The sequence below is a fragment of the Paraoerskovia marina DSM 21750 genome (assembly GCF_000701465.1).
Taxonomy (GTDB): domain Bacteria; phylum Actinomycetota; class Actinomycetes; order Actinomycetales; family Cellulomonadaceae; genus Paraoerskovia; species Paraoerskovia marina.
Map to the genome: position 1 here is coordinate 86,688 of NZ_KL370783.1, position 22,449 is coordinate 109,136.

Sequence of the window (22,449 nt, forward strand, 5' to 3'; positions counted from 1 at the left end):
AGCCGCTGACGGCGGGTCGCTACGCGCGGACCGTCAGCGTGCTCGCGCCGCTCGGGAGGCGCGAGACCTGGATGCGCTCCGCGATCGACTGCTTCATGGCGTCCACGTGCGAGACGACGCCGATGGTCCGTCCGCCCTCGCGCAGCCGCCCGAGCACGTCGAGCACGTTCTCGAGCGACTCCGGGTCGAGCGTGCCGAACCCCTCGTCGACGAACAGCGTGCCCAGGTCCACTCCCCCGGCCTCCGCCGTGACGACGTCCGCCATCCCGAGGGCCAGACAGAGCGAGACCTGGAACGTCTCGCCGCCCGAGAGCGTCCGCGGGTCGCGCGAGGCCTCGGTCCAGTGGTCGACCACCTTCATCGCCAGACCCGTCTTGCGCGTCCGCACCGCCTCCTTGTCGTCGCTGCGGACCAGCTCGTAGCGTCCGTCGCACATCTGGGAGAGGCGGTCGTTCGCCGCGGCCACGACGTCCTCGAAGCGTCGGACCAGCACGTACGTCGCCAGGGACATCGCGCGGGCGTTGTCACCCGACGAGCCCGACGCCAGGCCCGCCATGCGGAGCACCGGGTCGGCCTCCGTCCGCGTCCACGCCGACGCACCGAGCGCGTCGACGAGGTGGTCCTGGTCGGCCCGTGCGTCGGCGAGGCGTCGGCGTACGAACGCCAGGCGCTGCGAGATCGCCGTATACGCGGACTCGGCATCACGCAGGGCAGCCTGCGTCGACGTGACGTCGGCCTGTGCATCGTCCGCGAGCTCCGCCAACGCCTCCAGCGCCGTCTCGACGCGCACGGTGGCGGCGTCGTGGTCGCGGACGACCTTCTCGACGCGGAGCCTCTCCGTCTCGGGGAGCACCGCGGCGAGCGCGTCGTCGACCGTCGCGAAGCCCGACGACGTGACGACCTCGGCGAGTTCGGTGCGCCGGGTGGCCACCGCCTCCTCCGCGGCGGCGCACGCGGCCTGCGCCGCACGGAGCGCGTCGATCGCAGTGACTCGCTCGTCGAGAGCGTCCGCCAGCACCGCGACCGGGTTCGGTGCGTCCACCGTGTCGACCGGAGAGCCGTCACCGAGCAGCGCCGCAGCCCTCTCGAGCTCCGTCGCGATCGTCGCGCGGTCCCGCTCGAGGGCCAGCTCCTCGGCCTCCAGGCGGCTCCGGAGGGACGCACGGTCCTGGTCGACGTCCGCGAGACGCTCCGCCAGCGCGGCGGTCTCCTCGTCGAACTCCGCCAGCGCCGCACGCGCCTCGTCCCGGACGGTCACCGCCTGCTGAGCCTCGGTGACGGCTGTACGTGCTCCGGCGAGCCGCTCCTCGGCCGCGACGACGCCGGTGCCGCCGGTCGCGGCGCGGTGACCCTCGAGCCGCTCGGACAGCCGGTCGACCTCAGCGCGGGCCTCGGCGAGATGCTCCTGGGCGTCCGCGGTGACACGCGCCGCCTCCTCGACCTGCCCGGCCCCCGGGTGGTCCGCCGTCAGGGCGGCGGGGGCGGGGTGCTCGACACTTCCGCAGACGGGGCACTTCTCGTCCGCCCGGAGGTCCACGGCCAGCTCCCCGGCGATGCCCGCGATCCGGGCGGCCCGCAGCGCGTCCTCGGCCTCGCCGGCCACAGCAGCGGCCCGGCGCGTCACCTGCAGGGTGTCGCCCGCACGCTCAAGAGCCGCCCCGGTCTCCTCCACACCGCGAGCCGCGCGCAGCACAGCGTCGGCGTCGAGCACCGCCTTCTGGCGCAGGGAGAGCTCGGCGGCCAGCACCGACGACTCCTCGACCGCAGCCTCGTGCTCGGCCCGGCGCGCCGGACGTCCGGCGTTCTGCGCGCGCAGGACGTCGGCCTTCTCGTCCGCGTCCGAGAGCGACGCGCGGCCGTCCCGCAGGTCGCGCTCGCGGTCGGGAAGGCGTGCACCGTCGGACTCGAGGTGGCGCAGGCGTGCCGCCGCGTCCGCGGGCTCTCGGCGAGCCTCCTCGAGGGCGGTCGGATCCAGCGCTGCGACCGCCTCGGGCAGCTCGGTACGGACCGTCGCCAGCTCGGTCTGTGCCGTCGCGTGGGCGCGGTCGGCAACCTCGACACCGGCGCGGACGGGCGCGACCACCTCCGCGCGCCGGGCCGCCTCCAGCACCTCACGGTGCTCGACGACCGACGGAACCGCCGCGTCGAGCGCGGCCTTCTCCGCCCGCAGGGCCGCCCGCTGCTCGAGCTGCTCCGCGAGCCGGCGCTCGACGTCGTGCGCGTCGCGGGCCGCGACCAGCCTGGCGTTGGCCGCGAGCTCGGCACCCTCGTGCTCCTCGACCTCCGCCTCGATCTCCGCGACGCGGGCGGCGACCAGCCCCGGCAGGTCTGCGTCGGCCGCGTCGCGGAACGCCTCGCCGTCGGCCGGACCGACCTGTGCGGAGCGGCAGAACATCGTCACGCCCTGGTGGACGGCGGCGTCGGCCGCCTCCACCGCGCGCTTGGCGCCGCGCTGCATCTCGGCGAGCTCGGCCTGGGCACGTTCGTAGATCTCGGTCCCGAAGACCTTCTGCAGCAGCCCCCGCCGGTCCTCCGGGTTGGCGCGCAGAAAGCTCGCGAACTCGCCCTGGGGCAGCACGACGGTCTGGACGAACTGCTGGCGGTCGAGCCCGATGATGCGCTGCAGCTCCGCGCCGGCCTCGTCGAGGCGCGAGGAGAAGAGGTCGCCCTCCGGGGCGTCGTCGTCCGGCGCGCCCTCGGGGACGCTCTGCAGACGCCAGAGCCGGACACCCGCCTGCTGCTTCGTCGTGCCGCCGCCCCGCTTGCTCGGGCGCTCGTACGCCGGGCTCCGGCGGACACGGTAGATCCCGGATCCCGTCTCCAGCACGAGGTCGACGAACGACTCGACGTCCGGCGTCGCGTAGGCGGACCGCAACCGGTCCTCGCTGGCTGCCTCCGACGCCACCTTGCCGTAGAGCGCGAACACGACGGCGTCGATCACCGTGGACTTCCCCGCCCCGGTGGGGCCCTCCAGCAGGAATAGTCCCGAGGCCCCGAGCTCGGCGAAGTCGACGTGGTGCCGGCCCGGGAACGGGCCGATCGCCTGCAGGGTCATCGAGTGCAGGTGCATCAGGCGCTCCGCTCGCTCGCCGCGGCGGCCTCGAGGGCCGTGCGCAGGACCTCGTTCTCCGCGGGGGTGGGTGCCTGCCCGGTGACGTGGTCGACGAAGTCCCGTGCGACGTCGAGCGGGTCGTGGTGGGCGGCGACGACGGTGATCGCCTCACGCCCCGCGGGCCGGTCGGGCTGATGGTGGATCTGGAGCGCGTGGGGGAACCGCTGCCGCACCTGCGCCACGAGGTCGCGGGGACGGGCCGTGTCGGTCACGACGACGCGCAGCCAGTCGTCGACGTGGTCGTCCCCCGCAGCGCCCAGCACCTCGTCGAGGGTGCCGCGCACCTCGGTCAGACGTCGGGGCACCGGGGCCGGGACCAGCTCGACCTCGGGCGCCGCGTCCCCACGGACGTCGACGGTGCCGCCGCCGAGGCTCAGGAGGACGGTCGACTTCTTCTGGTGCATCTCGGAGAAGGAGTAGGCCAGCGGTGAGCCGGAGTACCGCGCGACCGGGGCGTCGTCACCCGGGACTGCGACGGTCTGCGGGCCGTGCAGGTGCCCGAGGGCCACGTAGTCAAGTCCCTGGCCCGCGAACAGGCCGGAACGCACGGAGTGCACGCCGCCGACGGTGATGTCCCGCTCGGAGTCCGACGCGTCGCCGCCCACGACGAACGTGTGCGCCATGACGAGCGCCCGCGTGCCCGGCGCGGTGCGTCGGCGGGCGGCGAGGTCCCCCGACACCCGTGCCAGCGCCGCCGCGGTCACCGCCTCGTGCGACCTGGCCAGCGGCTCGTCGCCGTCGGCGAGCGTCCGACGGCACGCGTCGGGGTCGAGGTACGGCAGCGCGTAGGCCAGGACGGGCGGCGCTCCGGCGGCGGTGGGCAGCACGACCGGGGTGCCGACGTCGGCCACCGCGGAGCGGACGTGGATCTCCGGGCGCATCACGGCCGCCCCGAACCCGAGACGGACGGCGGAGTCGTGGTTGCCGGAGCTCAGCACGACGGTGGTGTGCTCGGCGAGGCGACGCAGCGTGTCCGAGAGCAGCTCGACGGCGGGGACGGGCGGGATCGCACGGTCGTACACGTCGCCGGCGACGACCACCGCGTCCACGGTCTCCGAGCGGACCAGGTCGATCAGGTGGTCGAGGTACGCCGCCTGGTGGTCGAGCAGGTCCACGCCGTGCAGAGTGCGCCCGAGATGCCAGTCCGACGTGTGGATGATCCGCATACCGCGACCGTAGCGCTCACCGCCCACAGGGGTGCCGCCGACTCAGGCGGCGGTGACCCCACGGGTGATCTCGATCTCGCCGTCCATCCCGATGATGGCGAGCATGTCCTCGAACTCACGGGTCGGGTTGCGCAGCGTGACGGGCTGTCCGGCCTCACGCCCGATCATGTAGACCTGCAGGACGAACGCGATGCCGGCCGAGTCGATGAACGACACGCGCTCGACGTCGATCACGACCGGTCCGTGGCGGCCGACGAGGAACGTCATGGCCTCGCTCGCCTCCGTGCGGAGCGCGGCGTCCACCTCGCCCCACAGGGTGACGAGCGAACCGTCCTCGTGCGGCCGGTACGCGATCCCGCTTGCGACGTCTTCGTCAGACATGGCGGATTCAATGCTCCATTCAAGGATCAGCAGGGCGCAACTAGTCTGCGCCTCAAGAGAGTGTAATGCAATGGTCTGGACCGGTTCGCCGACATCGTCTGCGATCAACACCTGTCACGGCGGATCGGTGACGTCTGCGACCCGCGCATCCACTGCGCGAATCAGGTCCTGCGCATCCAGTGTCGCACCGACCCCATGATCTCCGCCACCGATCGACACCCGACGGCGCGGCTCGGCCACGCGGACGTCGGCCACCACGGGCAGCCGGGTGAGGGTCCCGAACGGCGTGATCGTGCCCCGCTCGTACCCCGTGACGTCGCGAGCCACCTCGGCATCGGGCATCGACATCCGCGAGACCCCCAGGAACTCCCGCAGGCGCGGCCACGAGATCACACGGTCGCCCGGGACCAGGACCAGCACGTAGTCGTCGGCCGCGCGACGAAGCACCAACGTCTTGATCAGGTCACCCGGCTCGACACCACGCAGCGCCGCGGCCTCGGCCAGCGAACCCGCCGGGCCGTGCCGCGTCGTCTCGTAGTCGATGCCCGCAGCGTCGAGAGCTGCGGCAGCGCGTTCGGCGGTCATGAAAATCAGGCTAGGCCGATCCGGGGACACTCGCCCGCGGGGCCGGACGTGGCCCGCCTCACTCTGTCGTCGCGGAGGACTCCTGCTCGGGCGCCTCGGTCGTCGCCGCCCGCTGGGTCGCGGCCGACTCCGTCGTGGTCGGGGTCTCCTGCTCCGGCACCTCGGTCGTCGTCGACGTCGACGTCGACGGCTCCGGGTCGGGAGTCGTCGGACTCGGTGTCACCGTCTCCGTGGGGGTCGGTTTCGGCGTCTCCGTCGGGCTGGGCTTGACGGTCTCCGTGGGAGTCGGCTTCGGGGTCTCCGTCGGGGTCGGCTTGACCGTCTCGGTCGGCTTCGTCGTCGGTGTCGACGGCGACGGCTTCGGCGTCTTCGAGGGGGTCGGGGACGTCGACGGCGACTTGTCGCCCGACGGCGTGGGCTTCGGCTCCTTCGGCGTCGAGGACGGCTTGGCCGGGTCCTTCGACACGGAACCCTTGCCCGACGAAGGGCTGGACGCCCCGGACCCGCCGGAGCTCCCGCTCGAGGAGCCGCCCGAGCCCGCGTACGCCCGTGCCGAGCCCTTGATGTCGGTCGGCAGGACGCCGCCGGCGTAGAACTCGAAGTGCCACGGTTCCAGCTTCGAACCTCCCGGACGCGCCCACGAGGGGTTGTCCCAGCCGTACTGCGGGCCGTTCGCGCGCAGCCACCGGTACTCCGCCGACGAGGCGCTGTTGATCGGGCTGCCGAGGTCGACCGCGAGCCCCCACCCGTGGTTCGACGTCCCCGGGACCGCGGCGAGGTGGGGGCGGGACGCGTAGACCGCCACCTGGTCGGCGTACGGACGGTAGGAGTCGACGATCGGCAGGTCGTACCCGAAGTGCGCCTTGAAGGCCTTCGCGAGCGCGTTGAGCCGGTCGGCGGCGTCGCAGCGCAGCTGCTCGCCCGCGGCGAAGTCCAGCGTGCACAGCGCCGTGGACGGGATCGCGCCGTTCAGGTACCCGGACGTCTGGCCGGCGTACCGCACGACGACGGCCTCGAGCTCGTCGTCGAGGGTGATCTCGCCGTCGCCGTTCATGTCCGTCACGCCGGCCGAGACCTCGCCCACGGCGGACGGGTCGTCCGACGCCTGGGTCATGACACTCACGGGGCCCGCGGAGAGCTGGGAGTCCAGGGCGTACTTCAGCCGGTACGCGGCCTCGAGCACGTCGAACCACGCGACCGCCTGATAGGCCTCGGCGTGCGGGTCGACGAGCGGGTCGGGAGCAGCGTCCGAAGCGTCGGCGTCGCCGGCCTCCTCGGCGGATCTGCCCTCGTCGGTAGCACCCCCGGTGGCCCCGCCCGCGTCCTCGTCGGGGTCTGCGGCAACCACCGGGTCGTCCGCGGGGCCTGCGCCCTCCGGCACCTCGTCCGCCGCGGGGACGACGGCGTTCGAGACGGCCTGCGCCTCGCCGTCACCGACCTCGTCGGGCACCACGGGCACGACGCCCTCGTCCTGCGTCTCGCCGTCGGGTGGTCCGGTCTCTGCCGGGGAGGGGTCGGCCGGCTTCGGCGCCCTCAGCTCCGGCATGTCCTCCGGCGCCAGGTCCGGGTCGACGATCCCGCGCACCGGTGCCACGAGGTCACTCTCCGGGGCACCCTCGGCAGCCAGCTGCGCCTCATAGGTCGCCATCAGCATGCCGAGCTCGGAGACCGCCTGCGCGAGCGGTGACGTCGGCGGGGCGTCCTCGACGGCGACGGCCGCGTCGTCGAGAAGCGCGACGACGTCGTGCCGCTGCAGGACGGCCATCTTCACGGCGAACGGGCTCGGGGTGACCTCGTCCGCACCGGCGACGGCCACCGAGTTCTGTTCCGGCGGCGCGCTCGTGCCGGGCGACACGCGCACCTGGAGCATCGCGTCCACCGAGTCTCTCGACAGGCCGACAGAGCTTCCCATGACCCCGACCAGCGCGATCGTGCAGGCAGAGACCACGGAGGCACGGAAGAAGGACCGGCCGCGGCCCGGGGTCCGGGTCCGTCGCAGGTCCACGTACGGGGCGGGCACGGCGACGCCGGCAGCCCGACGTGGCGCTGACTCGCGCAGGTGCTTCGCCATCCGATCCCCTCCTGCTTCGCCCTGTGATGCCGAACACATCTTTACCACTGTGCGCCGACTTTCGTCGAAGCGCGAGAGATACGGGCGCTCCGGCGGGCGAAATCTCTGCGCGGTTCACACTCTTGCCCACGAAGGGCACAATCGGACCATGACCTCTCCGACGCGCCTGACCCGCGCCGCTGCAGTCCTGACTCTCGCCGTCGTGTCGCTCACCGCGTGCGCCGACGGTGAGATCTCCATCCCCGAGATCACGATCGACGGCGAGTCCCTGGAGTCCCTCGTCGACGACGCCCGCAGCCAGGTCGAGACCATCACCTCCGACGTCGAGTCCCTCGGCGACCAGATCACCTCGCTCCCCGAGGAGCTGCGCGGCGAGGCCGAGACCGCGCTCGACTCCGCCCGGACGGCCGCGGAGGATGCTCAGACGGCCCTCGACGACGCGGAGAGCTCGAAGGAGGGCGCCGAGCAGGAGCTGGCCGACGCACGCACGGCCCTCGACGACGCGTCCCAGCAGCTCGACGACCTGCGTTCGAACGCCGAGTCCGCCGACGAAAGTGCCCGCGCGGCGATCGAGGACCTGCAGCAGCAGGTGGACGAGCTGCGCGCGGCCGTCGACGAGGCGACCTCCTAGCCCACACCCCGCACTCTGCCGCGCCCCAGACCGAGCGCCGCACCGCCGTCGCGCCGAGCGGCACGTTCTGGCCGTCTCACGCATCTCGTGAGGCCCACAACGTGCCGCTCGCGTCGCGTCGCCGTCGCGCACACCGAACCCCCACATCGTGTGCGCACGATCACCCCACCGGACTCTCGACAATCCCTGGGGGTGTGCGCGTAAAATTTGGAAGTGTTCCTGACAATGGAACTCTCGGGAACCTTTCAGGTTCGCACGCCATGATCGGACGATGATGTCAACGACGACTTCACGAACCGCGGTCTCGACCGCACGCCCGGCAGCCCCGCTGCCGGGATCACGCCTGGCCACCGCCGGGCTCTTCGCGCTCGCCGCCATGCTCCCCTTCTCCGCGAGCCCCGCCGCCGCGACACCCGCTGCCGTGCACCAGGTCATCGCCGCCGCACGGCTCCAGACCGACGCCATCACGGCAGAGCTCGGCCGTGCGCAGCACGACGCCGCGGCGCTGACGACGGTCCTGCGGGCCGAGGTCACCGAAGCCGTCGAGTCGGCGAGCGCCGCCGCCGAGCAGGCACGGGCCGCGCTGGCCGCCGCGTCGTCCGCCACGAGCTCCGACGTCGGGGCCGGCGCGATCTCGGACGAGGACCGCGCATCGGTCGAGCTGGCCGACGCGCAGGTGGCCCTCGAGGCCGCGAGCGCCCACCTGCGTCACGTCACGAGCCTCATCACCGACAGCGGCAGCAGCGTCCCCGCCAGCCTGCAGGATCTCGCCGCCCACGTGGACGAGCTGCGCGGAGAGACGGCGCGATAGCGCGGACGACGCCGCGGCGGAGGCAATCCGCTTGCGTCACCTGGGAGAATCAGGTCCCGTGACGACCGACCACCCCGAGCATCCCCGCCCCCGCGACGGCGAGACCCCCCGCAAGGGTCGTCGTGGGCAGCGCAACCGTGGACGCGGTCGACGTCCGAGAGCGGTCCGCGACGGCCGCCCGCCCCAGGTGACCTCCGCACAGCTGGAGCGCGCCGCACAGAAACGACGCGACGTCGTCGTCCCGCCGATCACCTACCCCGAGCAGCTTCCGGTCAGCGCCCGGCGCGAGGACATCGCCGCGGCGATGCGCGACCACCAGGTCGTGATCGTGGCGGGCGAGACCGGCTCCGGCAAGACCACGCAGATCCCCAAGATCGCGCTCGAGCTCGGCCGCGGGCGTGACGGCCAGATCGGCCACACCCAGCCCCGACGCATCGCGGCCCGCTCGGTCGCCGAACGCATCGCCGAGGAGCTCGGGACGACGCTCGGCGAGATCGTCGGGTACCAGGTGCGGTTCACCGACCAGTCGTCGGAGCGCACGCTCGTCAAGGTGATGACCGACGGGATCCTGCTCGCGCAGATCCAGCGCGACCCCGACCTGCGCGCCTACGACACCCTCATCATCGACGAGGCGCACGAACGCTCCCTCAACATCGACTTCCTGCTCGGGTACCTCACGCGGCTGCTGCCGCGCCGTCCCGACCTCAAGGTCGTCATCACGTCGGCCACGATCGACTCCCAGCGGTTCGCCCGGCACTTTGCGCCCGGGGGGCCGTTGCCCCTGGTCTCGACAGGCTCGACCGACGAGACGCTGATCGAGCCCGTCGAGACCGAGACCGGGCTTCGACAGGCTCAGCCACCGGAGGTCGAGCCCGTCGAGACCGAGACCCGGCTTCGACAGGCTCAGCCACCGGAGGTCGAGCCTGACGAGACCGAGACCGCCCCCGTCATCGAGGTCACGGGCCGGACGTTCCCGGTCGAGATCCGCTACCGCCCGCTCGTCGCGGACGGCACCAAGCGCGGCGAGGAGAAGGACCTCGTCACGGGGATCGTCGACGCCGCCAAGGAGCTCACCGCCGAGGGGCCGGGCAACATCCTGGTGTTCCTCTCCGGCGAGCGCGAGATCCACGACGCCCAGGACGCGCTCGAGTCCTGGCTCGGCGAGCGCGCCCGCGACACCCGCCACCCGCAGCACGTGGAGATCCTGCCGTTGTACTCGCGACTCTCTGCGGCGGAGCAGCACCGGGTGTTCCAGGCGCACTCGTCGCGACGGATCGTGCTGGCGACCAACGTCGCGGAGACGTCGTTGACCGTGCCCGGCATCCACTACGTGATCGACCCCGGCACGGCGCGCATCTCCCGGTACTCGAAGGCCACCAAGGTCCAGCGCCTGCCGATCGAGCCCATCGCCCGGGCGAGCGCCAACCAGCGGTCCGGCCGCTCGGGACGTGTCGCGGACGGCATCGCGATCCGCCTGTACTCGGAGGAGGACTTCGAGGCTCGCCCCGCGTTCACGGAGCCCGAGATCCTGCGCACGTCCCTTGCCTCGGTGCTGCTCCAGATGATCAGCGTCGGCGTGGTCTCCTCACCCGACGACGTCGCGCGCTTCCCGTTCGTCGAGTCCCCCGACACCCGCGCGGTGCGGGACGGCGTCCAGCTCCTCACCGAGCTCGGCGCCGTGACCACGACGACGGGCAAGGGCACCTCGAAGACCCGGCTGACCGACGTCGGACGCGCGATCGCGCAGCTCCCGATGGACCCCCGGCTGGCCCGGATGATCTGGGAGGGGGCCAAGCACGACGTCGCGCGTGAGGTCGCGATCGTCGCCGCCGCGCTCTCGATCCAGGACCCGCGCGAACGCCCCGCCGAGTCCCGCGACCAGGCCGACCAGCTCCACCGCCGCTTCGCGGACCCGCGGTCGGACTTCCTCACCTACCTCAACCTCTGGGAGTACGTGCGCACGCAGCAGCACGAGCTCTCGTCGTCGAAGTTCCGGCGGCTGTGCAAGAGCGAGTACATCAACTTCTTGCGGGTCCGGGAGTGGCAGGACGTCGTCGCGCAGCTCCGGGAGATGTCGCGCCCGCTGGGGATCGACCTCTCGCACACGCGGGTCTCGACAGGCTCGACCGACGCAACGCAGGTCGAGCCCGTCGAGACCCGGCGGGTCGAGCCTGTCGAGACCACGGACACCCACCTGCGCCACACGTGGAACGACGACGCCATCCACAAGTCGATCCTCGCGGGCCTCCTCTCCCAGATCGGGATGCAGGAGACCAACGAGCTCAAGGCGTCGAGCTTCACGCACCTCAAGGGCCCGGCGCGCGAGCAGGCCATCCGCCGCGCCAAGAAGCAGGCGCGCAACGAGTATCTCGGTGCGCGTGGTGCGCGGTTCGCGATCTTCCCCGGATCGCCGCTGTCGAAGAAGCCGCCGGCGTGGGTGATGGCGGGCGAGCTCGTCGAGACCTCCCGCCTGTGGGGCCGCGACGTCGCCCGCATCGAACCCGAGTGGGCCGAGAGCCTCGCCGGCCCGCTGGCCAAGTACACGTACTCCGAGCCGCACTGGTCGAGCAAGCAGGGTTCGGCACAGGCCACCGAGAAGGTGCTGCTGTACGGCGTGCCGATCGTCAGCGACCGGGCCGTGCTCTGGGGCAAGGTCGACCCCGACGGCGCGCGCGAGATGTTCGTCCGGCACGCCCTCGTCGAGGGCGAGTGGCGCACGCACCACCGGTTCTGGGCGGAGAACCAGCGTCTGCTGGCCGAGGCCGAGGAGCTCGAGGCACGGTCGCGCACCCGCGGGCTGGTCATCGACGACGACGCGATCTTCGCGTTCTACGACGCCCGCGTCCCGGCCGACATCGTCTCCGCCCGGCACTTCGACCGCTGGTGGAAGACGGCGCAGCGCACGACGCCGGACCTGCTCACGTTCACGCTCGACCAGCTCGTCCCCGAGGCCGCGTCCGTCGACACGTCGCAGTTCCCCGAGATCTGGCCGCAGGGCGACCTCGAGCTGCCGCTGACCTATCAGTTCCAGCCCGGGACCGACGCCGACGGCGTCACCGTCCACGTCCCGATCTCCGTCCTGACCCGCATCTCCCCCGACGGGTTCGACTGGATGGTGCCCGGCTTGCTCGACGAGCTCGCCACCGCCACGATCCGCGCGCTGCCCAAGCCGGTCCGCCGCCAGCTCGTGCCCGCACCCGACGTGGCGCGCGACGTCGTCGCCTGGCTCCGCCAGAACACACCCGCCTGGGAGGACATGGCCCGGGCGGGCGACATGGCCGAGTCGTTCCGCGCCGCGTTCACCCGTGCCGTCAGGGCGCTGCGGGACGTCGAGATCCCGGACGACGCCTGGGACGGGGCCGCCGAACGCCTGCCCGCACACCTGCGGATGACGTACCGCGTCACCGAGGAGCGCGCCGGGTCCACGATGGTCCTCGACGAGTCGACCGACCTGCTCGCGCTCCAGCGTCGGCTCAAGGCCCAGGGCGAGGCCGCGGTCCGGACCGCCGTGCGGGGCGCGGTCGGGGCGGCGCTCGCGGAGGCCGAGGCCTCGAGCCGTGGGTCGGGTTCGTCCGGCCCGTCAAGTGGGTCGCATCCGTCGAGCCCGGGGAGCCCGTCGAGACGAGGACCGAACCTCTCGCGGCCCGGGCCGCATCACGGTCTCGACAAGCTCGACCAGCAGACGGGCGACGGCGGGTCGAGCCTGTCGAGCGGCGGGTCGAGCCTGTCGAGACCACAAACCGCCCAGCTCGTGGCCGAGCAGACCGACCTCTCCACCTGGCCCGAGGGGCTGCCCGCCGACGCCCTGCCGGACGAGGTGAGCACCGACGTCGGAGGCGGCGTCGTCGTCCGTGGCTACCCCGCTCTGGTCGAGGAGCTCGACGCGAAGCAGCGCCCCGCCGTCGCGTTGCGCGTCCTCGCCGACTCCGGGGCCCGGGACGCGGCCCATGCGCGCGGCGTCGTGCGCCTGCTCGTCGGCGAGACCTCGCTGCCCACCAAGCGCATCACGTCGCGGTGGAGCGGCACGCAGGCCCTCACGCTCGCGGCGAGCCCGTACCGCAACACCGAGGCGCTCGTCGCCGACCTGCAGCTCGCCGCGGTGCAGTCGATCGTGACCGCTCCGGCCGCGATCCGGGACGCCGCCGCGTACCGGGCGGCGCGCGACGTCGTCCGCACGCGTCTGGAGGACGAGGTCCACACGATCGTCGGTCACGTCACGGCGGCCCTGACCGCGGCCCGTGAGCTGGACGTCGCCATCAAGGACGCCAAGAGCCTGGCGCTGCTCAACACACTCACCGACCTGAGGGACACGGCCGCCGGACTCGTCGGACGCGGCTTCGTCTCCGCGACCCCGCCCGACCGGCTCCGGCACCTGACGCGCTACTTGCGGGCGGCGTCGTACCGGCTGGAGAAGGCTGCCCAGAACCCGAACCGGGACGCCGAGCTCGCCTGGCGGGTCCACGACGTCGAGGAGGCGTACGGCGCCGCCCGTGCCGCCCTCGCCCAGGGCCGCCCCGACCCGGAGCGGGCCGCCCAGCTCGCCGAGGTTCGCTGGATGATCGAGGAGCTGCGGGTCTCGTTGTTCGCGCAGCAGCTCGGCACGGACGGGTCGGTGTCGGAGAAGCGGATCCGGAAGGTGCTGGGCTCCTAGCCCGAGCTGGTGGTGGGCGCGTACTGGGCGCACCCGCGCGGGTACTGCTTCAGCGAGTGCAGCACCAGGACGGCAGATCCGCGCCCAGGTCGGACTGGCTGTGGATAACCGGATTCGCGCCGACACGCGTCTCTACGATGTCTCTGACGAAGGGGACATTTCATGGGGAACCGCCTCCAGATCGACACCACCGCACTGCGAGACCTGGGGACGAACCTGCGCACGATCGCCGAGGAGTTCACCTACGCCGACGAGCGCAGCGAGGAGCTCGCGCGAGCGATCTGTCACGACGACCTGGCGTCGGCGGTACGCGAGTTCGCCGACAACTGGGATGACCGCCGTGTCGAGATCGTCGAGGAGATCGCCAGCCTTGCCGACGCGTCCACGGGAGTCGGTGAGGAGTTCGAAGCGCTCGACGCCGACTTCGCCTCAGCACTGCGCGGTGAGACCGCATGACAATCCTCGTCGAGCTGCTCGCGACCACGCCGATCGTCCCGCCGATCCCCGAGCCCGAGTCCCCGGGCCCCTGGTCACCGGCGTGGTACACGGGCATCTTCGTTGCGATCGGGATCATTGGCGCTTTGCTCTTCGGAGCGATCGTTCTCGCACCCGGACGGTGGTTCAAGAACGGGCTCTCCCCTATCAAGCCGATGTTCACCACACTCGGGATGATCGTAGTAGGAATATTCGGCGGCTGGGCCGGAACTGAGTACTACGAACATGTCCACGACGTCCAACGCGACGAATACTCCGAGGCCAGCGCTGACCGCTACGACGCGGTCACCAGCGCACTTAACGAGGCCTACGGCATCACGATCCTGCGGGACTCACCTGACATGACCCATCGCACGTTCATCCCAAATGGGCGGGTGACTGAAGAGGAAGCTGTTGTCGAACACCCCGACGGCACAATCCAAGTTTGTGCCCTCGACTACACGCCAACGACGTACATCCTCACGTGCCCTGCGCCGACGGAGGAGATTGCGTGAACCGCCCGTTCAACTGGCACCCGCTCGCCAACGAGGACCCGCTTCCAGGGGACGTCACCGTAGTGACAGAGGCGGCAGAGCGGCTGCGGTCGGTGAAGATCGCGATAGACAGGGTGGCGCAGGATGATTCAACGGTTCTGGCGCTGGAAGATATGGAATCAGATGCCGTGGCGGCGGTCGCGAAACGTGCCGAAGCGACCATGAAGTCCGTCGAGGATGCGGCAGACCGCTATGCCGTTGCGTCGCGTGCGCTCGACGATTACGCCGAGGCTTTGACAAGCGCCCAGGTGGCTGCGGATGCGGCGTTGGAGGCGGCTCAATCGGCTCAGTTCCGGGCTCACGATGCTGCGGAGGATCAGCGGATACTCGAGTCGATTCAGGCGAATGCTGACCCGATGGAGCCGCCCGACCGGTCGCTTGCGTGGCGCATCCAGGATGCTGCGTGGTCTCAACAGTCGGCCCAGGCGACGATCGATAGTGCTGCCGAGGATCTCGCTCTAGCGGTTCGCCGTCACGACGAGGCCGCGGAGGTTGCTGCCGCAGCGATTCGCGGGTCCTTCGATGACGGGCTGACAGACGGATGGTGGGAGACCTGGGGGAAGACCGCCATGGAGTGGACCTCGAAGGTCGCAGGGTGGATCGCAACGACCGCCGGAGTCCTGGCACTCGTCCTTGCGTGGGTTCCCGGACTCGGACCTGCCCTCGGCGCGATCGCGATCATCGCAGGCATCGTCGCACTCGTAGCCGACTTTGTTCTGGCGTTCAACGGCGACAAGTCGTGGGGAGCAGTTGCTCTCTCTGCCCTCGGAGTCGCGACGTTCGGCGTGGGCCGGGTCGCGATCGCCGGCCTCCGGTTCGCGACGCACGGCGGTGCGGCAATGTCACGTATCGGGATGCGAGGCGTCGGGCTGGCCTCGAAGTCGTCGCGGAGCAAGCTCGATCTCGGAGCGATGACGGACAGCGCGAAGCTCCAAGCAGGTACGTACACCCAGGCCAAAGAGGTGATCACGAAGGTCAGCGAGCCTGGCGCGTTCGGAGAAGCGGTGCGTCGCTCGCTCAATCCGTTCACGACAGCCAAGGATCTCTGGGGCGACCTCAAGGGCATTGGGCAGGTGAAGGAGTTCGCCAAGCACCCGATCGGGAACATCCGCGAGTCGTTCTCTGGCTCGGCCCGGGACAACCTCCTGACCTTCGTCGGCCTAGGCGATGACGTCAAGGACGTGAAGTCGATCGTCGCCACCGGGCAGGACGGGCGCGCTGCAACGCTTGCCGCGAACGCCCCGGCGACACGTGCGGACGACGCTGCGGACTCGCTGTCGATGCTGATGAACAATGCGGCGCAAGTCCACTCGACGGCGAGTGTGGTCGCGGTGTCGCTCGGCGAGAAGCTCGTCGTCGACACCGCACTCCACGCCTACCTCACGGACGACATGGTCACGTCGTTCACGGAACGGTCGACCGGCCCGGCACCCACGCCGGCAGAGAGGTTGGGGTTGTAATGGCCCAGAACACGGCAAGACCTGACACCATCCTCGGGGGTGTCGAGTGGGACCCGATCGAGAACTGGTATGTGTGGCATGCCTCGGAGACGTCGACGGTCACGGATGCGCTCCGTGCAGCGGCACCGACGGATGCGGCCGGCGAGACGCTGGTGCGCGCCGTCGTCGACGTCGACCACCAGTTGTCCCTGATCCCGCACACCGTCGCCGGCGCCGTCTGGGTTCCGGACCCTACGACCGGCTCGGTGGGGATCTACGGACACCTCTCGATCCTGCCGGTTGATGGCCGACACCCACGAGCGCCGAAGCAGTACCGCCGGGGGCTGATGAAGCGCCCGAAGGTCGGCCCAGACGGCATGCGGGTGACGAGCCGCCGAGCTTCCGTGTTCCCGCAAGGCGATGAGTACACGTACGTCCATCTTCTGGAGGCGCAGGTCGAGCCAGAACGGAACACGGTGTGGTCGACGATCACCAGCACGCTGTTCATGGAGAACACCATGGGTGTGATCGAGATTAGTACGCGGACGCCGCATACGGCCCTCGCCGAGCAGTATCCGTTCATCCACTCCGAGTTGAACAACTCGTTGATCCCCGTCGTTGGCCACCCGGCGTGAGTGCGATGACGGAGAAGGTCGAGGAGGAGGGGAACGAAGAGGAGGAGTCCGCTTGGGTGTCGTCGAGTGCTCCCGGTGACCTCCGGGTGGCGTTGCCTGCGACCTGGTGGGTCGTCCCGCTGACGGACTCAGCGGCGCGCTCACGGTCGGTCCGGGCCCTGGTCGAACGACAGGTGGGTCGTGCGGACGTGCAGGTCTCGCTGCGCCACGAGCTGCGCCGAGAGCTCTCAGCCACGTTGGATGCCGCGCACCGCGAGGGCGGCCGCCTCTTCGCCACGTCGCTGATGGAGGTGGCCGGCAGACCGGTCTCGGCGACGGTCACGACGTTCCGCCTCGGGCCAGAACGGACTCTGGACGGTCAGCGTCGCCGTGTGCGCATGCTCGGAGGCGAGGCGAGCGAGGCGATCGGTCCGTACGGCACGGTCCTGCGGCAGGTTCGAGAGAGCAACGGACCGGACGTCTGGGGATGCACGGACCTGCGCCAGCTCGTCGTCGACTACTGGTTCGATCCCGACGACGGAGAGGGGCTCTTCCGCGCGACGTTCACCACCCCGCACCTCCCGCTGAGGGATGCGATGACCGAGCTGTTCGACACGATCGTCGCCGGGATCGGGTGACGCGACGGGACGAACACCCGCATCGCGGGCAGCCGGACAGGGCGCCAGGCGCCACGATTTCGCTGTGACCCCGACCACACTTAGAGTGGCGCAATCGATACAGTCGACCGCCACGACGCCGTGGCGGTCAGGGAAGGACACCGATGTCAAACCCGACCAACGCGACCGTCTCCGTCGCGGCCATCCTCGCCGAGTCCGCCACCCGGCACAGCGACCAGACCGCCCTGATCATGGGCGACCAGCGGATCACCTACGCGGATCTCTGGGACCAGACCCGTTCCTACGCCGGCGCGCTGCGCGCCCGCGGTGTCGGACCGGGGTCGAAGGTCGCGGTTCTTCTCCCCAACGTCCCCGACTTCGCACGCTGCTACTACGCGGTGCTCGCACTCGGCGCGACCGTCGTCCCCGTCCACGCGCTGCTCAAGGGCGGCGAGATCCGCTACGTCCTCGAGGACTCGGGCGCCACGCTGCTCCTCGCCGGCGCACCGCTCCTCGAGGAGGCCGGCAAGGGTGCGCAGGCCGCGCAGGTCCCGGTCCTCAGCCTGCTCGTACCCGACGAGATGGTCGACCAGGTGCCGGTCCCCCGCCTGGAGGACGAGGCGTCGTCGGCCACCCCGATCGACACGTACGTACCCCAGGCGCCGGACGACGTCGCGACGATCCTCTACACGTCCGGCACCACGGGCGAGCCGAAGGGCGCGATGGGTTGCCACCTCGCGCTCGTCGAGCAGGTCAACACGCTGCTCTTCGACGCGATCCCGATGAAGTCGAGCGACGTGATCCTCGGGTGTCTGCCGTTCTTCCACACGTTCGGCCAGACGTGCGCGCTCAACGCGGCGTTCCGCGCGGGCGCCTCGGTGGTGCTGCTCCCGCGGTTCGACGCCGACAACGCGCTGAGCCTCATGAACGCCCACGGGGTGACGATCCTGATGGGCGTGCCGACGATGCACATCGCCATCACGCAGGCGGCGGCGAAGAACCCGGAGCGACCACCGCTGCGGTTCGGCGTCTCGGGCGGCGCGGCTCTCCCCGTCGCGGTGCTCGAAAAGTTCTCCGAGACGTTCGGTGCCGACATCCACGAGGGATACGGGCTGACGGAGACCAGCCCGGTGGCGACGTTCAACCACTTCGGCCAGCCGATCCGCCCCGGCACGGTGGGCCAGCCCATCTGGGGCGTCGACGTCGAGGTCGCCGACCCGCTGATCCGCGACAGCATCGAGCTGCTCCCCCACGGTGAGCTCGGCGAGCTGGTCATCCGGGGGCACAACCTGTTCTCCGGCTACCTCAACCGCCCCGACGCGACCGCGGAGGCCGTCGTCGACGGCTGGTTCCGCTCGGGCGACCTGGGCACCAAGGAGGCCGACGGCTTCATCACGATCGTGGACCGCACCAAGGACATGATCATCCGCGGCGGCTACAACGTGTACCCGCGGGAGGTCGAGGAGGTGCTGATGCGGCACCCGGCGGTCAACATGGCGGCGGTGTTCGGTCTCGAGCACGAGACGCACGGGCAGGAGGTCGCGGCCGCCGTCGTGCTGGCCGACGGCGCGGACCCGGTCACGGGCGAGGAGATCGTGGCGTGGACCAAGGAGCAGATCGCCGGGTACAAGTACCCGCGCACGGTGCAGGTGCTCGACACCCTGCCGCTGGGACCGAGCGGCAAGATCCTCAAGCGTGAGCTGGTGCGCCGGCTGGAGGAGTCCGGGACGCGCTGACCCGGCATGACGCAGAGGGCCGCGGGACCGTCACGGTCTCGCGGCCCTCGGTGCGTCCGCCTCAGGCGAGACCGAAGAACTCCACGATCGCTGCGGGGGCGTCCCAGTCGCTCGTGGAGCCGAGCGCGCGGATGGCGCGGGCGTTCGGGTTCGGGACGGTGTGGCCGCCGCCGTCGACGGTGTCGAGGACGACGGGCGCGTCACCGGTCCAGGCCAGCTCGGTGACGTCGTCGGACACCGCGGTCTCCGTCGGCCCCGTCGCGCCGTTGAGGCCGGCCCAGTACGCGGCGCCGTCGACGGCGGACATCGCCTCGCCCGCGTCTCCGCCTCCGGCGCGGATGGTGCCGCCCTCGTAGGGGTTGACACCGTCGTCCGTGCCCGTGACGAACATGGCCGGGACGGGCCCGCTCGGTCCCGCGCAGTCCCAGTTGTCCTCGACGGGCATCGTGGCGGCGACGGTCGCGACGCCGGCGACGGCATCAGGTGCCTCCGCCGCCATCCGCATCGCCATGTGCCCACCGTTGGAGTACCCGCCGACGTAGACCTGGTCCGTGTCGATGCCGTGCTCCGCGGCCATCTGGTCGATCAGAGCGAGGGTGAACGCGACGTCGTCGACGTCCTCCGTCTGGGACGGGTAGTCGCCCTCGGCGCGGCAGTCGTTGAAGGTGTTCTCGTAGCCCTCGGGGTAGGCGACCGCGAACCCGTCCTCGACGGCAAGCTCCTCGAAGCGGTATCCCGTGGACTCGCGGGCACCGGCGGCGTCCTCGCCGCTTCCTGAGTACCAGATCACGAGCGGTGCACCGTCCGGGAGGTTGTCGGGCGTCACCGCGAGGTAGTCACGAGCGGTGCCGTCCACGGCCACGCTGCCCGAGCCGACGTCCGCGGCGAGGTCGGGCTCGTCCACCGACGGCGTCCACAGGAACCAGAACGCCGCGCCCGCCACCAGGACGATCAGCACGGCCAGCACCCCGAGGATCCAGGTCCAGATCCGTCGTGCTCGGCTGCGAGTCCTGACCGACGCGTCCGCTTCGTTGCTCATCTCGTCTCCTTCTCGCGAGCGAGGGACAGTTCCCGTCGCCATCGAAAACAGAATAGTGCTCGGTAATCGACCGCGGACCGGACCTTCCGGGCATTCGACGCCGTGTGAGAAATCCCCGTGACCTAATCGTTGCGATTCGGTATCAGATACTTCCCTTCCCGATGCGACAGCGTCTCGCTACTGTCAGCCACGGCTTCGCTCCAGCTCTGCGCCTCACCCGTCCGGGTGAGATCGAGAACCGCCACGTGCAACGGTGCACGTCGCGAGAGAGGACATCATGTCCACGCACCTCCTGCGGGAACCCCGCACGCCCTGGGCCGTCAGCGCCGTCGCGCTCGCCCTCCTGACCCTGATCGTCCTCGGACTCGTCGCCTACCTGTTGGTCTTCAACGGCAAGGTGTCCGACGGCGCGACCCGGCTCGAAGACGGCGCCGCCCAGGTCAGTACCGGGTCCGGCACCCTGGCCGACGGCGCCGGAACCGCCGGGGACGGCGCGTCCGACCTGTCGGCCGGCGCCGAGCAGGTCTCCGCCGGTGCGCACGAGCTCGCCGCCGGCACCACGACCCTCAGCACCGGGACCGCACGCCTCGCCGACGGCGCACAAACCGCAGCAGACGGCTCGGTCGACCTGCGAGACGGCGCGCTGAAGCTCCTCGACGGGACGGCCACCGCCCGCACGGGCGCGGGCGACCTGGCGACGGGGGCACAGGACGCAGCGGCGGGCGCCGGGCGCCTGAGCGCCGGGAGCGTCACGGCGAGCGAGGGCGCCGCAGCCCTCGCCGACGGCGCGGGCGACCTGCGTGACGGCGCAGCCACGGCCGCGGGCGGTGCGCTCAGCCTGGCCGACGGGACGTCCCAGGTCCGGACCGGCGGAGAATCCCTCGCCGACGGGGCCTCCGACCTCGCGGACGGCGCCGCGGACCTCGACGACGGAGCTGTCACCCTGGCCACCGGGCTGACCTCGCTGAGCACGGGAGCCGGGGACCTCCTCACGGGCGCGACCGGGCTCAAGGACGGGGCGACGCTCCTCGCCGACGGTGCTGCACAGGCTCGGGACGGCGCAGCACAGCTCTCCGACGGCGCGGCCGACCTCTCGACAGGGGTACAGCAGGTCGCCGACGGAGCCGCCGACCTCGCGGCCGGTGCGCAGAAGGCCCTCGACGAGGGTGCAGCACCGCTCGCCGCGGGAGCCGCGGACGTCGCCACGGGCGCCGACACCGCGGCCACCGGCGCGCAGAACCTCGCAGCCGGGACCGCGCAGCTCTCGGCGGGTCTGAACGACCCCTCGGCCGGTGCAGCACGCGGGGCGGCCACCGTCTCCGGAGGCGTGGCACAGCTCGCGACAGCCCTGGCCAACCTCGAGGCCGCCCTCGGCACCAGCGGCGAGATCGACCCCGCCACGCTCGCGGCCGTCCGCGCCGGCATCGCCGAGGCACGCACGAGCTCCGACACCCTCGCAGCAGGAGCCACCAACCTCAGCGGTGGCATCCAGAACCTGGCCTCAGGTGCGAAGTCCGCGAACGACGGCGCCCAGGCGCTCGCGACCGGCACCGCCGATCTCCGGGACGGGACCGCGAAGGTCGCCGCGGGTGCCGAGCAGCTGCGTGTGGGCCTCGCCGGCGACGCGGGCAAGAACGTCGCGGGGCTCGTCCCCGGGGCCCAGCAGCTCTCTGCAGGCGCCGCTGCGGCGTCGACCGGCGCGCGGGATCTCGCAATCGGTGCCGAGAACCTCGCGGACGGGACCTCGAACGTCGCCGACGGCGCGGTGGGCGTCCGGGGCGGATCGGCCCAGCTCGCGGACGGCGCGGGCAAGGTCGCGAACGGCGCGACCTCCGCGGCCGAGGGCGGTGTGACGCTCGCCGACGGGACGACGGCCATCGCCGAGGGCGCGAGTGCTGTGGCCGGCGGAGCCGGTGACCTTGCGGACGGTCTCGTCACGCTGGACGACGGCGCGGTGCTCCTCTCGGACGGCGTGCTCCAGGTCGCCGGGGGGTCGGTGACGCTCGCAGACAAGTCCGGCGAGCTCGCGGCAGGCGTGCAGCAGGTATCGACCGGCGCCGGCGACCTGGCCGACGGCAACTCACGCCTGGCCGACGGCGCCCAGCGCCTGAGCACGGGCACGGTGGAGCTCAACGACGGCGCGGACGCCCTGGCGGTCGGCGCCGGCGACCTCCGCGACGGTCTGGCCACGCTGCTCGAGGGCAGCGCGGACCTCGACGAGGGCGCCGGTGATCTCGAGGAGGGCGCGACGACGCTCGCCGCGGGGACGGACGACCTCTCCACCGGGGCGTCCGAGCTGGCCGACGGTGGTGGCCAGATCGCGACGGGCGCCTCGGACCTGAACGACGGCGTCGTCCAGGTCGCGGCCGGCACCACCGACCTGCGGACGCAGGTCGACGAGGCTCCGGTCGTCCCCGTCGCCTGGAGCGCGATCCTGATCGCCCTCCTCGCCGCCGCAGCAGGTGCGGTGGCCATCGGACTGGGGGTCCGGAGCCGCTACACGGCCTGACCCTCTCGGGGCGTGTCATCGGCGACCACGCTCCCGCACCCGATCGGGGGCGGCCCACA

General features: G+C 71.5%; 16 protein-coding genes. 10 read left to right on the top strand and 6 right to left on the bottom strand.

Going from position 1 to position 22,449, the window contains the following annotated elements:
- Positions 1–19: 19 nt before the first annotated feature.
- The 5 genes from Q343_RS0112905 to Q343_RS14675 all read right to left on the bottom strand — a co-directional run bounded on the left by Q343_RS0112905 (position 20) and on the right by Q343_RS14675 (position 7,315).
- Positions 20–3,070 carry an AAA family ATPase gene (locus Q343_RS0112905; RefSeq protein ID WP_029253978.1) on the bottom strand — a complete coding sequence of 1,017 codons (3,051 nt, stop codon included), beginning with the start codon at positions 3,068–3,070 and terminating at the stop codon, positions 20–22.
- Positions 3,070–4,278, bottom strand: a complete 1,209-nt coding sequence (locus tag Q343_RS0112910; protein ID WP_029253979.1) for an exonuclease SbcCD subunit D — start codon at positions 4,276–4,278, stop codon at positions 3,070–3,072. Before Q343_RS0112910 ends, Q343_RS0112905 begins: the two co-directional genes overlap by 1 nt.
- 42 nt (positions 4,279–4,320) lie before the next feature.
- Positions 4,321–4,659, bottom strand: a complete 339-nt coding sequence (locus Q343_RS0112915) for an STAS domain-containing protein (protein ID WP_029253980.1) — start codon at positions 4,657–4,659, stop codon at positions 4,321–4,323.
- A 114-nt stretch (positions 4,660–4,773) separates the two neighbouring features.
- Complete coding sequence (locus Q343_RS0112920) at positions 4,774–5,244, bottom strand: aminoacyl-tRNA deacylase (protein WP_029253981.1); 471 nt, start codon at positions 5,242–5,244, stop codon at positions 4,774–4,776.
- A gap of 58 nt (positions 5,245–5,302) precedes the next feature.
- Positions 5,303–7,315, bottom strand: coding sequence for a M15 family metallopeptidase (locus tag Q343_RS14675; protein ID WP_052367230.1), 2,013 nt, complete (start codon positions 7,313–7,315; stop codon positions 5,303–5,305).
- Positions 7,316–7,463: 148 nt separating this feature from the next.
- Between Q343_RS14675 and Q343_RS0112930 the strand changes: the two genes are divergently transcribed.
- From Q343_RS0112930 to Q343_RS0112970, 9 genes are all read left to right on the top strand, one after another.
- Positions 7,464–7,946, top strand: coding sequence for a hypothetical protein (locus Q343_RS0112930; protein WP_029253983.1), 483 nt, complete (start codon positions 7,464–7,466; stop codon positions 7,944–7,946).
- 271 nt (positions 7,947–8,217) lie between these two features.
- Complete coding sequence (locus Q343_RS0112935; protein ID WP_155990753.1) at positions 8,218–8,757, top strand: hypothetical protein; 540 nt, start codon at positions 8,218–8,220, stop codon at positions 8,755–8,757.
- 58 nt (positions 8,758–8,815) lie between these two features.
- Positions 8,816–13,408, top strand: a complete 4,593-nt coding sequence (locus tag Q343_RS0112940) for a DUF3418 domain-containing protein (RefSeq protein ID WP_081829842.1) — start codon at positions 8,816–8,818, stop codon at positions 13,406–13,408.
- Between the two features lie 162 nt (positions 13,409–13,570).
- Positions 13,571–13,864, top strand: coding sequence for a hypothetical protein (locus Q343_RS14240; protein WP_043110096.1), 294 nt, complete (start codon positions 13,571–13,573; stop codon positions 13,862–13,864).
- Positions 13,861–14,397 (top strand): hypothetical protein, encoded by a 537-nt coding sequence (locus Q343_RS0112950; RefSeq protein ID WP_029253986.1) that lies wholly within the window; start codon positions 13,861–13,863, stop codon positions 14,395–14,397. Before Q343_RS14240 ends, Q343_RS0112950 begins: the two co-directional genes overlap by 4 nt.
- Positions 14,394–15,896, top strand: coding sequence for a hypothetical protein (locus tag Q343_RS15230; protein WP_155990754.1), 1,503 nt, complete (start codon positions 14,394–14,396; stop codon positions 15,894–15,896). Before Q343_RS0112950 ends, Q343_RS15230 begins: the two co-directional genes overlap by 4 nt.
- Entirely contained in the window at positions 15,896–16,510 is a 615-nt protein-coding gene (locus Q343_RS0112960) for a hypothetical protein (protein ID WP_029253988.1), read from the top strand. The genes Q343_RS15230 and Q343_RS0112960 overlap by 1 nt, the downstream gene beginning before the upstream one ends.
- Complete coding sequence (locus tag Q343_RS0112965) at positions 16,507–17,127, top strand: hypothetical protein (RefSeq protein ID WP_155990755.1); 621 nt, start codon at positions 16,507–16,509, stop codon at positions 17,125–17,127. Before Q343_RS0112960 ends, Q343_RS0112965 begins: the two co-directional genes overlap by 4 nt.
- Before the next feature lie 143 nt (positions 17,128–17,270).
- On the top strand, positions 17,271–18,842 hold the full coding sequence (locus Q343_RS0112970) for a long-chain-fatty-acid--CoA ligase (RefSeq protein WP_029253990.1): 1,572 nt from the start codon (positions 17,271–17,273) through the stop codon (positions 18,840–18,842).
- Positions 18,843–18,903: 61 nt separating this feature from the next.
- Here Q343_RS0112970 and Q343_RS0112975 read toward each other — a convergent pair whose 3' ends face one another.
- Positions 18,904–19,881 (bottom strand): CE1 family esterase, encoded by a 978-nt coding sequence (locus Q343_RS0112975; RefSeq protein ID WP_029253991.1) that lies wholly within the window; start codon positions 19,879–19,881, stop codon positions 18,904–18,906.
- A gap of 277 nt (positions 19,882–20,158) precedes the next feature.
- Between Q343_RS0112975 and Q343_RS0112980 the strand changes: the two genes are divergently transcribed.
- On the top strand, positions 20,159–22,390 hold the full coding sequence (locus Q343_RS0112980; protein ID WP_029253992.1) for a beta strand repeat-containing protein: 2,232 nt from the start codon (positions 20,159–20,161) through the stop codon (positions 22,388–22,390).
- Positions 22,391–22,449 lie beyond the last annotated feature (59 nt).

Coding starts and splice junctions, on each gene's coding strand:
- Q343_RS0112920 (WP_029253981.1), bottom strand. CDS start 5,244: ATGACCGCCGAACGCGCTGCCGCAGCTCTCGACGCTGCGGGCATCGAC.
- Q343_RS0112970 (WP_029253990.1), top strand. CDS start 17,271: ATGTCAAACCCGACCAACGCGACCGTCTCCGTCGCGGCCATCCTCGCC.
- Q343_RS0112905 (WP_029253978.1), bottom strand. CDS start 3,070: ATGCACCTGCACTCGATGACCCTGCAGGCGATCGGCCCGTTCCCGGGC.
- Q343_RS0112975 (WP_029253991.1), bottom strand. CDS start 19,881: ATGAGCAACGAAGCGGACGCGTCGGTCAGGACTCGCAGCCGAGCACGA.
- Q343_RS0112935 (WP_155990753.1), top strand. CDS start 8,218: ATGATGTCAACGACGACTTCACGAACCGCGGTCTCGACCGCACGCCCG.
- Q343_RS0112930 (WP_029253983.1), top strand. CDS start 7,464: ATGACCTCTCCGACGCGCCTGACCCGCGCCGCTGCAGTCCTGACTCTC.
- Q343_RS0112960 (WP_029253988.1), top strand. CDS start 15,896: ATGGCCCAGAACACGGCAAGACCTGACACCATCCTCGGGGGTGTCGAG.
- Q343_RS14240 (WP_043110096.1), top strand. CDS start 13,571: ATGGGGAACCGCCTCCAGATCGACACCACCGCACTGCGAGACCTGGGG.
- Q343_RS0112980 (WP_029253992.1), top strand. CDS start 20,159: ATGTCCACGCACCTCCTGCGGGAACCCCGCACGCCCTGGGCCGTCAGC.
- Q343_RS0112915 (WP_029253980.1), bottom strand. CDS start 4,659: ATGTCTGACGAAGACGTCGCAAGCGGGATCGCGTACCGGCCGCACGAG.
- Q343_RS0112910 (WP_029253979.1), bottom strand. CDS start 4,278: ATGCGGATCATCCACACGTCGGACTGGCATCTCGGGCGCACTCTGCAC.
- Q343_RS0112950 (WP_029253986.1), top strand. CDS start 13,861: ATGACAATCCTCGTCGAGCTGCTCGCGACCACGCCGATCGTCCCGCCG.
- Q343_RS14675 (WP_052367230.1), bottom strand. CDS start 7,315: ATGGCGAAGCACCTGCGCGAGTCAGCGCCACGTCGGGCTGCCGGCGTC.